At 68.8% G+C, this 12773-nt stretch carries 10 protein-coding genes and 1 tRNA gene; 4 read left to right on the top strand and 7 right to left on the bottom strand.

Annotated features, from left to right (window positions below):
* The first annotated feature begins 265 nt into the window (after nt 1-265).
* Both OG780_RS21095 and OG780_RS21090 read left to right on the top strand, forming a co-directional pair.
* The gene (locus tag OG780_RS21095) at nt 266-1339 is read left to right on the top strand and encodes a class E sortase (RefSeq protein WP_443062324.1); all 1074 of its coding nucleotides are present in this window, start codon (nt 266-268) and stop codon (nt 1337-1339) included.
* A 93-nt stretch (nt 1340-1432) separates the two neighbouring features.
* The gene (locus OG780_RS21090) at nt 1433-2194 is read left to right on the top strand and encodes a class E sortase (RefSeq protein ID WP_328450446.1); all 762 of its coding nucleotides are present in this window, start codon (nt 1433-1435) and stop codon (nt 2192-2194) included.
* Between the two features lie 244 nt (nt 2195-2438).
* Here the strand turns inward: OG780_RS21090 and pknB are convergent, their stop codons facing one another.
* The 6 genes from pknB to OG780_RS21060 all read right to left on the bottom strand — a co-directional run bounded on the left by pknB (nt 2439) and on the right by OG780_RS21060 (nt 10572).
* On the bottom strand, nt 2439-4418 hold the full coding sequence (pknB, locus tag OG780_RS21085; RefSeq protein ID WP_328450444.1) for a Stk1 family PASTA domain-containing Ser/Thr kinase: 1980 nt from the start codon (nt 4416-4418) through the stop codon (nt 2439-2441).
* 170 nt (nt 4419-4588) lie between these two features.
* Nucleotides 4589-6070: a peptidoglycan D,D-transpeptidase FtsI family protein gene (locus OG780_RS21080; protein WP_328450442.1), complete on the bottom strand. Its 1482-nt coding sequence runs from the start codon at nt 6068-6070 to the stop codon at nt 4589-4591.
* Entirely contained in the window at nt 6067-7512 is a 1446-nt protein-coding gene (locus OG780_RS21075) for an FtsW/RodA/SpoVE family cell cycle protein (RefSeq protein ID WP_328450440.1), read from the bottom strand. Before OG780_RS21075 ends, OG780_RS21080 begins: the two co-directional genes overlap by 4 nt.
* Before the next feature lie 26 nt (nt 7513-7538).
* Nucleotides 7539-9077: a Stp1/IreP family PP2C-type Ser/Thr phosphatase gene (locus OG780_RS21070; RefSeq protein ID WP_328450438.1), complete on the bottom strand. Its 1539-nt coding sequence runs from the start codon at nt 9075-9077 to the stop codon at nt 7539-7541.
* Nucleotides 9078-9197: 120 nt separating this feature from the next.
* Nucleotides 9198-9722 (bottom strand): FHA domain-containing protein FhaB/FipA, encoded by a 525-nt coding sequence (locus tag OG780_RS21065; RefSeq protein ID WP_328450436.1) that lies wholly within the window; start codon nt 9720-9722, stop codon nt 9198-9200.
* Nucleotides 9723-9732: 10 nt separating this feature from the next.
* On the bottom strand, nt 9733-10572 hold the full coding sequence (locus OG780_RS21060) for a DUF3662 and FHA domain-containing protein (protein ID WP_328450434.1): 840 nt from the start codon (nt 10570-10572) through the stop codon (nt 9733-9735).
* Nucleotides 10573-11178: 606 nt separating this feature from the next.
* On the opposite strand from OG780_RS21060, the gene OG780_RS21055 reads away from it, so the two are divergent.
* Nucleotides 11179-11262, top strand: a tRNA-Leu gene (locus tag OG780_RS21055).
* Nucleotides 11263-11511: 249 nt separating this feature from the next.
* Here the strand turns inward: OG780_RS21055 and OG780_RS21050 are convergent.
* Complete coding sequence (locus tag OG780_RS21050) at nt 11512-12165, bottom strand: FMN-dependent NADH-azoreductase (RefSeq protein ID WP_328450432.1); 654 nt, start codon at nt 12163-12165, stop codon at nt 11512-11514.
* 204 nt (nt 12166-12369) lie between these two features.
* Here OG780_RS21050 and OG780_RS21045 point away from each other — a divergent pair, with 204 nt between their 5' ends.
* Nucleotides 12370-12753 carry a winged helix-turn-helix transcriptional regulator gene (locus OG780_RS21045; protein ID WP_328450430.1) on the top strand — a complete coding sequence of 128 codons (384 nt, stop codon included), beginning with the start codon at nt 12370-12372 and terminating at the stop codon, nt 12751-12753.
* The last annotated feature ends 20 nt before the right edge of the window (nt 12754-12773 follow it).

Below are 12773 nucleotides of genomic sequence, written 5' to 3'. Positions count from 1 at the left end.
GGATCCGCTGCCCGGCCAGGGGCAGGGACACGGCGCGCCGCAGCAGGGCTACGGCCACGGCGGGTACGGACCCGACTGGTACGCCGCACAGCAGCAGGAGCAGGCCGCCCGGATGCAGGCGGCGCAGGCACAGGCGTATGCCGTCCAGGCTCAGGCCCAGGCCCAGGCACAAGCCCAAGCGCAGGCCCAGGCACAAGCGCAGGCACAAGCCCAAGCGCAGGCACAAGCGCAGGCACAAGCCCAAGCCCAAGCGCAGGCTCAGGCGATGCCTTCCGGCCCGGCGTCGGCACCGTCGTACGCGGACGAGTACGAGCGGGCGTACGCCCCGTACTACCAGGAGCCCGCGGCCGCCCATTACCGCGGACCGGCGGCCGCTCCCGTGGCGGAGCCGATGCCCGAACGGGTGGCGCCGAGGCCGCCGTTGGACGACGAGACGGTCGCGTTGCGTCTCTCCGGCCCGCCCGCGAGGACGCAGCGCCGCGCGCGGCCGGCCGACGGCGAGGACGGTCCCGCCCCGGAGGGGCGTGCGGCCCGCCGTAAGGCCGCCAGAAGCCACGGACGACACGGAGGGCCCCAGGACCCCCACGAGCCCCAGGGAGCGGCTCAGGGGGCCGTAGGGGCCCCTCGGAGCCGGATGGACGCCCGGCGCGCGGCGCGGGCGTCGAAACCGGGCGGGGCGGTCCTCGTGAGCCGGATGGTCGGCGAGGTGTTCATCACCACCGGCGTGATGATGCTGCTGTTCGTGACCTACCAGCTCTGGTGGTCGAACGTGCGGGCGCACCAGCAGGCGGGCAACGAGGCGAGCAGCCTTCAGCAGGACTGGGCGAACGGCAAGCGCAATCCGGGGACGTTCTCGCCCGGACAGGGCTTCGCCATCCTGCACATCCCGAAGCTGGACGTGGTCGCGCCGATCGCGGAGGGCATCAGCAAGCCGAAAGTGCTCGACCGCGGCATGGTCGGCCACTACGGCGAGGCACCCCTCAAGACGGCGATGCCCGACGCCAAGACCGGCAACTTCGCGCTCGCCGGGCACCGCAACACCCACGGCGAACCGTTCCGCTACATCAACCGCCTCAAGCCGGGCGACGAGATCGTCGTCGAGACGCAGGACGACTACTACGTCTACAAGATGGCGTCGATCCTGCCGGCGACGAGTCCCAGCAACACGAGCGTGCTCGATCCGATCCCCAAGGGTTCGGGTTTCACCGGGCCGGGCCGCTACATCACACTGACCACCTGTACACCGGAGTTCACCAGTAAGTACCGGATGATCGTCTGGGGCAAGATGGTCGAGGACCGGCCGCGCAGCAAGGGCAAGCCCGACGCGCTGCTCGGCTGAGGACGGACGCCGGCGCGCGTGGGGACAAGCGCGTGCGCGGGCGGGACGTGTACGAGAGACAACCTGAGACAGACCAGACGGGGCAGATGAACAGTGGCAGCGAGGACCGACCACGACGAACGCGCCGGATCGGCAGCCGGGTACGCGGCCTCCGGCGAGGTGCCCGGCGGGCGCCGGCCCATGGGATGGTTCGCGATGACGGTCAGCGTCTTCGGTGAACTCCTCATCACGGTGGGCCTGGTGCTCGGCCTGTTCGTCGTCTACTCGCTGTGGTGGACGAACGTCGTCGCCGACCGCGAGGCACACAAGCAGGGCGACAAGGTCCGCGACCACTGGGCGCAAACCCCGAGCGGTCCGGGCGCGCTGGACACCCAGGAGGGCATCGGCTTCCTGCACGTCCCGGCGATGAAGAACGGCGAGGTCCTGGTCGAGAAGGGCACGGCGACGAAGATCCTCAACGACGGCGTCGCCGGCTACTACACGGAACCCGTCAAGTCGTCCCTGCCGATGACCGGCAAGAACGGCAACTTCACCCTCGCCGCCCACCGGGACGGACACGGCGCCAAGTTCCACAACATCGACAAGATCGGCATGGGCGACGCGATCGTCTTCGAGACCCGGGACAAGTGGTACGTCTACAAGGTCTTCGACATCCTCCCGGAGACCTCGAAGTACAACGTCAAGGTTCTCCAGACGGTCCCGAAGCAGTCCGGCAAGAAGAAGCCGGGCCACTACATCACCCTGACGACCTGCACCCCGGTGTACACCTCCCGCTACCGGTACGTGGTGTGGGGCGAACTGGAGCGCGTGGACAAGGTCGACAACGCGCGGACTCCTCCGAAGGAACTGCTCTAGGGCCTGTCGGGCTGTCGGCTGTCGAGCAGTGCGGCTGTGACGCGTCGTCACTCCAGGCATGAGCCGACCCGGGTCGCGACGAGATCTCGCGCGACCGGATCACCATGACGTCCTCGCAGGACCTCGCTTCTCCGACGGGCCGGCGACCGGCAGCCCTCGGTCTCGCACCGACGCAAAGGGCCCCGGCACTCAAGAGTGCCGGGGCCCTTTCCCTCGGTTGCCCGAGTACGGTCCTTGGTGGGGCTCATCCGCCGAAGAGGCCGCCGCCACCGTTGTTGCCACCGTTGTTGTTGCCGAACTTCACGGTGGTCAGCGTGACCGTCGTGTTGTCCGGGCTGTCGACCGGGTTGTTGGCACCCGGGTCCTGGCTGATCACCTTGGCGTCGTCGCTTCCGTCGCTGCCCTGGGCGATCTGGACGTTGTTGAAGCCGGCCTGCCCCAGGATCTGCCTCGCCTCGGCCACGGTCCTGCCGAAGACGTTCGGCACCGTCGACTGCTGCTTGGCCTTGCCGATCTGGATCTGCACCTTGGAGCCGGGGTCCGCCTGGGTGTTGGCCGTCGGGGTCGTCTGGATGACCTTGCCGACCAGGTTCTGGTCGTCGGTCTCCGTGTCGACGCACTCGCCCACGAGGTTGTTGGCCTCCATCTGCGCCTTTGCCGCTTCGCAGCTCTGCCTGGAGACGTCCGGGACGACGGACTGCTTCTTCTCCTTGGAGATGGTCAGGGTGATGGTCGACCCCTTCTCCACCTCGTCACCGAGGCTCGGGTTCTGCTCCAGAACCGTGTTCGGGTCCTCCTCGGACTCCTCGTACTTGGTCTTGACCGTGAACCCGTACTTGTCGTCCCCGAGGATCTGCTTGGCCTCGTCCAGGGTCTTGCCCTTGACGCTCGGCACGGAGACCTTCGGCGCCCCGGTGGACACGACCACGTTGATCGTGTCGCCCTTGTTCACCGTCGAGCCCAGGGGCGGTTCCTGCGAGCAGATGTTGCCCTTGGGCTCGTTGTCGCACGCCTTGCGTGTGGGGGCGAGTGTCAGCTCGCGGTTCTCCGCCATCTTCTTGGCGTCCGGCAGCGTCTGGCTCACGAAGTTGGGCACCTTGAACGAGTCGCCGCCCGTTCCCTTGCCCGAGAACGCGTACTTCCCGATCAGGATCGCGCCGATGAGCACCAGGACACCCGCGACGACCAGGAGGATCGTCGAGGTGTTGTTCTTCTTCTGCCGACGTCGGTCCGGGCGGTCGTCGTAGCCGTAGCCGCCGTCGTCCGGGTTCATGGGCGGCAGCATCGACGTGGCCTGGGCGTCCGAGGAGCGCAGGGCCGTCGTCGGCTGGTCGTCGCCGTAGCCGTAGCCGACCGAGCCCATGGCGGCGCTGGCGGCGACGGGCTGGCCGTCGAGGCAGGCCTCGATGTCGGCGCGCATCTCGTCGGCGGACTGGTACCGGTAGTCCGGGTCCTTGACGAGGGCCCGCAGCACGATCGCGTCCATCTCGGGCGTGATCTCGGGGTCGAAGACCGACGGGGGCTGGGGCTCCTCGCGGACGTGCTGGTACGCGACGGCCACCGGGGAGTCGCCCACGAAGGGCGGGCGCACGGTCAGCAGCTCGTACAGCAGACAGCCGGTGGAGTAGAGGTCCGAGCGGGCGTCGACCTGCTCGCCCTTCGCCTGCTCGGGGGAGAGGTACTGGGCCGTGCCGATGACCGCGGCCGTCTGCGTCATCGTCATGCCGGCGTCGCCCATGGCGCGGGCGATGCCGAAGTCCATGACCTTGACCTGGCCGTTGCGCGTCAGCATGACGTTGGCGGGCTTGATGTCGCGGTGGACGATGCCGGCGCGGTGCGAGTACTCCAGGGCCTGGAGGATGCCGATGGTCATCTCCATCGACCGCTCGGGCAGCAGTCTGCGTCCCGAGTGCAGCAGCTCGCGCAGCGTGGACCCGTCGACGTACTCCATCACGATGTACGGGATGGAGGTGTTGTCGATGTAGTCCTCACCCGTGTCGTAGACGGCGACGATCGCGGGATGGTTGAGCGAGGCGGCCGACTGGGCCTCCCGGCGGAACCGGGCCTGGAACGACGGGTCGCGTGCGAGGTCGGCCCGCAGCGTCTTCACCGCCACCGTACGGCCGAGCCGGGTGTCATGCGCGAGGTATACCTCCGCCATGCCACCACGGCCGAGCACGTGGCCCAGCTCGTACCGGCCGCCGAGGCGACGCGGCTCTTCCATAGCTACCTACCAGCCCTCTCCGTCGGTCCCGACCGCACCTTTGTGTGGTCCGGCGGTGTGCTGTCCGGGCATACCGTACCCGGATCGGCTTGTGTGACCTGGCCTAGAGCGTCACCCGTGACAGGACCGGTATCGCAACGTGCACCGATGTGATGGGGACGTGATCGGGGTCACTTCTTGCTGTCGATGACTGCCTTCATCACGTCCCTCGCGATGGGGGCGGCCAGACCGCCACCGGTGATGTCGCCGCGGTTGGCGCTGCCGTCCTCCACGACCACGGCCACGGCGACCGGGGAACTGCCGTCGGGGAGCTTGGCGTAGGAGATGAACCACGCGTAAGGCTTCTCACTATTGGCGACACCGTGCTGGGCGGTACCGGTCTTGCCGCCGACGGTGACGTCGGGGATCCGCGCGTTCGTACCCGTGCCCTCCTTGACGACCGTCTCCATCATCGACTGAAGGATCTGGGCGTTGGACTCCGAGAGCGGCTGGCTCAGCTTCTCCGGCTCGGTCTGCTGGATGACGTCCAGGCTGGGCGCCTGCAGCTTGTCCACCATGTAGGGCTTCATGAGCGTGCCGTTGTTGGCCACGGCGGAGGCCACCATGGCCATCTGCAGCGGGGTCGCGGCGGTCTCGAACTGACCGATGGAGCTGAGCGCGGTCTGCGCCGGGTCCATCGACTTGGGGAAGACGGAGGCGTTGGAGCGCACCGGGGTGAGCTGCTCGGAGCCGAAGCCGAACTTCTCGGCCTCCGCCAGCATCTTGTCCTTGCCGAGGTCGGTGCCGATCTTGCCGAAGACGGTGTTGCAGGAGTAGCGGAGCGCGATCCGCATGCTCGCGTCCTTGCAGGGGATGTTCCCCTCGTTCTTCAGCTCGGTCCGGGTGCCCTTCAGGATGTACGGCAGCGGGGTGTCGGTGTGCTGGTCCGCCGTCGTGTACAGGCCGTTCTCCAGGGCCGCCGCCGCGGTGACCACCTTGAAGGTGGAGCCGGGCGGGTAGGTCTCGCGCAGCGCCCGGTTGAGCATCGGGTCGTCGGGGTTGTTCTTCTTCTGGAGCTTGTTCCAGGCCTTCGCGTCGGTGTTGGTGTTCCCGGCGAAGGCCGAGGGGTCGTACGACGGGGTGGAGGCCAGTGCCAGGATCGCGCCGGTCTGCGGGTTGATCGCGGCGACGGCGCCCTTGCCCCGGCTCAGCAGGCCCTTGTAGGCGGCCTTCTGCGCGGCGGCGTTGAGGGTGGTGATGACGTTGCCGCCCTGCTTCCCCTTGCCCGTGATCATGTCGAGGGTGTTGCGGAAGAAGAGCCGGTCGTCGTTGCCGGTGAGTATGCCGTCGTCCAGCTTCTCCAGCTGGGAGGCGTCGAAGGCCTGCGAGGCGTACCCGGTGACCGGCGCCCACATGGCGCCGTCCTTGTAGGTGCGCTTGTAGGCGAAGTCGTTGATGCCGTTCTTCTTCGTCTCGGTGGCCCCGGTGATCGGGTTGCCGTCGACGATGATGTTGCCGCGCGGGGTGGCGTACCGCTCGATGGCGACGCGGCGGTTGTGCGAGTCGGTGCGCAGGCTGTCCGCCTGGACGTACTGGATGTAGTTGTCGCGGAGGAGCAGGGCGAGGACGAGGAGCCCGCAGAAGATCGCGATCCGGCGCAGGGGCTTGTTCACGGGCGGACCACCTGGGTCATCTCGGCGTCGGGGCTGGGGGCGGGTGCGGGTGCCGGGCGCCGGGCGGTGTCGCTGATGCGGATCAGTACGCCGACGAGCGCCCAGTTGGCGATGACGGAGGAACCGCCGGAGGCCAGGAACGGCATGGTCATACCGGTCAGCGGGATCAGGCCCATGACGCCACCGGCGACCACGAAGACCTGGAGGGCGAAGGCGCCGGAGAGGCCGACGGCGAGGAGCTTGCCGAACGGGTCGCGGGCCGCGAGCGCCGTGCGGATGCCGCGCTCGACGATCAGGCCGTAGAGCACCAGGATCGCCATGACTCCGGCGAGGCCCAGTTCCTCGCCGAACGTGGCGAGGATGAAGTCGGAGTTGGCGGCGAAGCGGATGAGCTCGGAGTGGCCCTGGCCGAGGCCGGTGCCGAGGGTGCCGCCGGAGCCGAACGCCCACAGCGCCTGCATGGCCTGCTCGGAGTGGATGATGCCGTCCTTGACCCCGGACTGGCTGAGCATGTACTCGTGCATCGGGTCGAGCCAGGCCTGGACACGCGTCTGGATGTGCGGTTCGAAGGTCGCCACACCGACCGCGCCGCCCGCGGACATCAGCAGACCGAAGACGATCCAGCTGGTCCGCTCGGTGGCGACGTACAGCATGATGACGAACATTCCGAAGAACAGCAGCGACGTACCGAGGTCGGTCTCGAAGACCAGGATCAGGATCGAGATGAACCAGACCACGAGGATCGGGCCGAGGTCGCGGCCGCGCGGCAGGTACAGGCCCATGAAGCGGCGGCTGGCCAGGGCGAGCGCGTCGCGCTTCACCATCAGGTAGCCGGCGAAGAAGATCGCGAGGACGATCTTCGCGAACTCACCGGGCTGGATGGAGAATCCGGCGACCGAGATCCAGATCTTGGCGCCGTAGATGTTGGCACCGAGTCCCGGGACCAGCGGGAGCAACAGCAGGACCAGGGCACCCACCATGGAGATGTAGGTGTAGCGCTGCAGGACGCGGTGGTCCTTCAGGAAGAACAGCACGGCGACGAACAGGGCGATGGCCAGCGCCGTGTACAGCAGCTGGCGTGGTGCCGCGTTGCCCGCCTGGTTGATCGACTGGAGCAGTTTGGACTGGTCGAGCCGCCAGATGATCACCAGGCCGAGCCCGTTGAGGAGCGTGGCCAGCGGGAGCAGCAGCGGGTCCGCGTACGGAGCGAACTTGCGCACCGCGAGGTGGGCGACGCCGGCCAGCAGGCCGAGGCCCAGGCCGTAGCTCAGCAGGCCGGTGGGCACCTTGCCGTCGATGGCCAGGCCCACGTTGGCGTAGGCGAAGACCGGGATGACGACCGCGAACACCAGCAAGGCCAGTTCGGTGTTGCGTCGGCTGGGTGCGCCGATCGACCCGATCGTGGACGTGTGGTGTGTCGGCGTGTTCGTACTACTGCTCATCGTGTGACAGGGCCCCTCACGGCTTCTTACTGCTTACCGCACAGCGAGACCAGCTTCTGCTCCTCGGTGGAGAGGCTGGGGCCGGGTGTGGGAGTGGGTGCGGTCGTGGACTTGGAGGACGAAGGTGCCGAGCTCGACGGGGTCGGGCTCGGGCTGGACGTGGCCTTGGACGTCAGAGAGGTCTTTGTGGTTCCCGTGGTTCCGTCGGCCTTGCCCGAACTGGGCTTCGCGCTGTTCTGGCTCTCGGCGGCGCGGCGCTGCGCGTCCTTGCGGCAGGCGGAGGCCTGCACGGCGAGTTCGTCGATCTTCGCCTGCGCGTCCGCGAGGCCGCCTTCGGTGATGGTCGCCTTGACCTGCTTCTGCTGGTACGGCGGCAGGTACTTGAGTTCGATCTCGGGGTGGTCCTTCGCCACCTTCGAGAGCGAGACCCAGGCCAGGTCCTGGCTGATGCCGCGGTAGAGGGCGACGTGTTCGTCCTGGGCGCCGACGTAGTACTGCGTCTGCGTCCAGCGGTAGCCGCCGTACAGGCCGCCGCCGATGACGGCGAGCGTCAGGACGACGTAGAAGGATCGCTTCAGCCACCTGCGTCCGCTGCGCGGCTTGACGAAGTCGTCGTCCGAGTAGTCGCCGAAACTGCTCGTGGAGACGTAGCCGGTGGTGTCGCCGCTGCCGGGCGGGCCGAACTCGCCGCCGCCCTGTCCGGGCACGGGCCGGCCGAGGCCGGAGGCACGGCCGGCGGGCGTCTGCATGGCGCCGTTGTCGTGCAGCTGGAGCTGGTTCTCGGCGACGGCGCCGACCACCACAGGGGTGTCGGAGAGCTGTACCGCGAGGGTGTCGCCGGAGTCGATGTCGAGGACGTCGGCCACGATGACGGTGATGTTGTCGGGGCCGCCGCCGCGCAGCGCGAGCTGGATGAGCTCCTGCACGGTCTCCTGCGGGCCCTGGTAGCTGGCGAGGGTGTCTTCCATCGTCTGGTGGGAGACGACACCGCTGAGGCCGTCGGAACAGATCAGGTACCGGTCGCCCGCGCGGACCTCGCGGATCGAGAGGTCGGGCTCGACGTGGTCGCCACTGCCCAGCGCGCGCATCAGCAGGGAGCGCTGTGGGTGGGTGGTGGCCTCCTCCTCGGTGATGCGGCCCTCGTCGACGAGGCGCTGCACCCAGGTGTGGTCCTGGGTGATCTGCGTCAGCACGCCGTCCCGCAGCAGGTACGCGCGGGAGTCGCCGACGTGGACGAGACCGAGCCGCTGGCCGGTCCACAGCAGGGCGGTGAGCGTGGTGCCCATGCCCTCGAGCTGCGGGTCCTCCTCGACCATCAGCCGGAGCTGGTCGTTGGCACGCTGTACTGCGGTGCCGAGCGAGGTGAGGATGTCGGATCCGGGTACGTCGTCGTCGAGCGCGACGATGGTGGAGATCACCTCGGAGCTGGCGACCTCACCGGCGGCCTGGCCGCCCATCCCGTCGGCGATCGCGAGCAGACGGGGACCGGCGTAGCCCGAGTCCTCGTTGCCCTCGCGGATCATGCCTTTGTGCGATCCGGCGGCGAAGCGCAGTGACAGACTCATGCGCACCTCGCCCGTCGGCTCCGGGTACATCCGCACGGTGCCCACCCTCCGGTCGGGAGCGCGCCGGGGTTCCTTGTGTGGACCGCCGCTGCGTGCTCGCTCCGCTCGCTCATTGTCGTACTACTTCCGCAGCTCGATGACGGTCTTGCCGATGCGGATCGGCGCGCCCAGCGGAACGGGCGTCGGGGTCGTCAGCCGGTTCCGGTCGAGATACGTGCCATTGGTGGAGCCGAGGTCCTCGACGATCCACTGGCCGTCCCGGTCGGGGTAGATCCTGGCATGCCGGCTGGACGCGTAGTCGTCGTCCAGCACGATGGTGCTGTCGTGCGCTCGGCCCAGGGTGATGGTCTGCCCCTGAAGCGCGACGGTGGTGCCCGTGAGGGTGCCCTCCGAGACGACCAGCTTGGATGGTGCGCCGCGACGCTGCCGCCCGCCGCCGGCGGCGGGCGCCTGCTGCTGGCGCTGCTGCGGAGGCGCGGCTTGCCGCGCGGCCTGCTGAGGCCTCGCAGCCTCCCTGCGGGAGCCGCGCTGTGTGACGCGCGTTCCGAACAGGTCGCTGCGGATGACCTGCACGGCCACGATCACGAACAGCCACAGTACGGCCAGGAAACCCAGCCGCATGACCGTGAGGGTCAGCTCTGACATTGCCCCCGCTTCACCCTTCGGCTTGCCGGTAAATGATGGTGGTGCTGCCCACGACGATCCGCGAGCCGTCGCGGAGCGTAGCGCGGGTTGTGTGCTGCCCGTCCACCACGATGCCGTTGGTGGACCCGAGATCCTGGATCGTCGAGGGCGTTCCGGTCCGGATCTCACAGTGCCGGCGCGATACGCCGGGGTCGTCGATCCGCACGTCGGCTTCGGTGCTGCGGCCCAGCACCAGCGTCGGGCGGGAGATCTGATGGCGTGCGCCATTGATCTCGACCCAATGCCGCATACGGCCACCCGCCGCCGGGCCGGCCGGGGGCCGGGCACCCGTGGGTGCCATGCCCGGACGGCCGCCGGGCGGCGGCGCGGACGGCATGGGGGGAGCGGCCGCGGGCGGGTAGCCGTAGCCACCCTGGGCTCCGCGGCCCGCCGGGGCGGGGCCCGCGGGGGCCCGCTCGGGGGACTGCTGATTGGCGGAGGAGGCGAGCGTACGGCTGCGGACCCGGTACAGGCCGGTGTCGAGGTCGTCCGCCTTCTCCAGGTGGACCTTGATGGGGCCCATGAAGGTGTAGCGCTGCTGCTTGGCGTAGTCGCGGACCATTCCGGCGAGCTCGTCGCCGAGCTGGCCGGAGTAGGGGCTGAGCCGCTCGAAGTCGGGCGTGCTCAGTTCGACGATGAAGTCGTTCGGGACGACGGTCCGGTCGCGGTTCCAGATCGTGGCGTTGTTGTCGCACTCGCGCTGGAGCGCTCCGGCGATCTCCACGGGCTGGACCTCGGACTTGAACACCTTGGCGAAGGTGCCGTTGACCAGACCTTCGAGACGCTGCTCGAACTTCTTCAGGACTCCCATGGGGCACCTCCTCCGTCGTTGCCGTCCTGGTACAGCTTGCTGTCGTCTTTCCGGCCCTGCTGGACCAGCCGGCCTACCCGGCCTTGCTGGTACTGCTTACTGATCGTATCCACGCGTCGGGAAATCGGCTGGTTCCCCCTGTCGGCACGGTCGACGGGTTGTCGACACCTTCCGAAGTCCCCTCCCGAAGTTCCCTGAGAGGCCCCTCTTCGAACTCTTCCCGGCACTGCTTCTGCCATGGATCGTAGAGGCGCTCCCCGACCAGTGTCCCGCACCTGACTGTGCGGTCCGTCCGACTCCTGGGGAGATGCGCCGGACCGGTACGAGGTTGATACGTGAACCGGTTCTGTCTGAAACGTGTGACGCGTGCCGGGGCGCTGGTGAGGAGGCGGCCGGCGCGGGACGCGGAGCCGCTCGGGCCGGGAGGCCGGGCAGGGCAAGGGCAGTGGGCCTGTGGGGCCGTGGAGGGCCGGGCGCGGGGGCGGCGGTGCGTGGGCGCGGGGGCCGGGGGAAAGGGATGTGATTCCACCCCTGGCACCGTGCTAATCTTCTGCATGTCGGAAGGCGCCCGCGGAACAAAAGCGGGAGACGGAAGACACACCCAATGCGCGGGTGGCGGAATAGGCAGACGCGCTGGATTCAGGTTCCAGTGCCCGAAAGGGCGTGGGGGTTCAACTCCCCCCTCGCGCACAGCTGAAAGCCCCTCAGGTCCTCGACCTGAGGGGCTTTCGCGTTGTCCGGGGTGCCCCCGCCGCGCTTCCCCGCCGCGCGCGATGTCGCGCGACGGGTGGTGCCGCTCGTCACGGGTCGCACGGACGCCCGGGGGCGCTGTGAAGTGTGACGATGCTCTCACGCGGGCGGCGGGGGGTCGGCGGGCGGCGACCGGTGAACGGGCGTTCGCGGCCCCGGAGGACCCGGAGGGGTTGCCGGGTGCCGGGATCAGGCGGCGACGCGCGCCGCGACCTTCTTGGCCCGGGCGGCGGCCTCGTCGAGGGCCTTGCTCCGGGACGCCTCGAAGAGCGGGACCAGGTCGGACATCGCCGGGTTGTGCGGGGCCATGGTGAGTTCCGGGACGATGAATTCGACGTCGAGGGCGAGCATGTCGCCCAGCACGGCCTTCAGGTAGTTCTGCACGTACTCGAAGCCCTCGCGCGGAGTGCCCGGCGCGTACGAGCCGCCGCGGCTGGCGACGACGGTGACCGGGGTGCCCTTGGCCTTCGCGTCCTCCGTCATGGCGGTGCGCCCCATGAGGATGACGTTGTCCAGCCAGGCCTTGAGGGTCGAGGGGATGGAGAAGTTGTACATGGGGGCGCCGATCAGGATCGCGTCCGCGTTCTCCACCTCCTCGATCAGCTTCAGGCGTGCGGCGAAGGCCTCGGCCTGTCCGGGGGTGTGCGTTTCCGGGGCGGCGAAGCCGGCGGTGTGGGCATCGGCCGTGATGTGCGGCACAGGGTGCGCGGCGAGGTCGCGGTGGACGACCGTGCCGGCGGGGTGCTGTTCCTCCCAGGCCGCGCGGAAGGCGTCCGTGACGGCGCGCGAGACGGAGGTGCCGTTCGGGGAGGCGGACGAGTCGATGTGGAGGAGGGTGGCCATGACGATCTCCAAGTAAAAGGGATATACGGGGTGGGTATGCGGTCGGGTGAGCCGGGTTCCGGGTGGGGGTCGCGAACCGGATCGGGGCAGGGCTGTGGCAGGGAGGCCGAGTCGCCCGGTGGGCTTCTCTTTCGTTCCTAACTAGAGATAACACAGTCACTTACTTTTTTTCATCCCCTTGTGGGGACGCAGTACCCTGGGCGCATGGCAGTACCAGGAAGCCGCGACGCGGGGCCGTGTCAGAAGGTCGACGACGGCATGACCCGTGTCTTCACGCTGCTCGGAAAACGATGGACGGGTCTCGTCGTCGCGGTCCTGATGCCGCACCCCGTTCACTTCGCCGATCTGCGCAGAGCGATCCCCGGCATCAGCGAGCGGATGCTCTCGGACCGGCTCACCGAACTCGGCGCGGCCGGCCTGGTCGTGCGCAACGTCGACGAGGGCCCACCGCTGCGTGTTTGCTACGCCCTGACGGAGGCGGGCGCGGCGCTGGAACCGGCCCTCAAGGAGCTGGGGTCCTGGGCGGAGAGGTACCTGCCGGAGAGCGGGCCCTGCCAGGAGCGGCCGCGGCAGCGGACCGGGCTGTGACGCGACGTGCCTGAGCCGGT

Source organism: Streptomyces sp. NBC_00386, assembly GCF_036063235.1.
Lineage (GTDB): Bacteria > Actinomycetota > Actinomycetes > Streptomycetales > Streptomycetaceae > Streptomyces.
Note: the sequence above shows the minus strand (reverse complement) of the source record. Positions and strands in the feature narration are given on the sequence as shown.

What these genes read in the sequence shown, in the direction of transcription:
- OG780_RS21070 (WP_328450438.1), bottom strand. Translation starts at nt 9,077, where the DNA reads ATGAGTCTGTCACTGCGCTTCGCCGCCGGATCGCACAAAGGCATGATC.
- OG780_RS21075 (WP_328450440.1), bottom strand. Translation starts at nt 7,512, where the DNA reads ATGAGCAGTAGTACGAACACGCCGACACACCACACGTCCACGATCGGG.
- OG780_RS21060 (WP_328450434.1), bottom strand. Translation starts at nt 10,572, where the DNA reads ATGGGAGTCCTGAAGAAGTTCGAGCAGCGTCTCGAAGGTCTGGTCAAC.
- OG780_RS21050 (WP_328450432.1), bottom strand. Translation starts at nt 12,165, where the DNA reads ATGGCCACCCTCCTCCACATCGACTCGTCCGCCTCCCCGAACGGCACC.
- pknB (WP_328450444.1), bottom strand. Translation starts at nt 4,418, where the DNA reads ATGGAAGAGCCGCGTCGCCTCGGCGGCCGGTACGAGCTGGGCCACGTG.
- OG780_RS21095 (WP_443062324.1), top strand. Translation starts at nt 266, where the DNA reads ATGCCTTCCGGCCCGGCGTCGGCACCGTCGTACGCGGACGAGTACGAG.
- OG780_RS21065 (WP_328450436.1), bottom strand. Translation starts at nt 9,722, where the DNA reads ATGTCAGAGCTGACCCTCACGGTCATGCGGCTGGGTTTCCTGGCCGTA.
- OG780_RS21045 (WP_328450430.1), top strand. Translation starts at nt 12,370, where the DNA reads ATGGCAGTACCAGGAAGCCGCGACGCGGGGCCGTGTCAGAAGGTCGAC.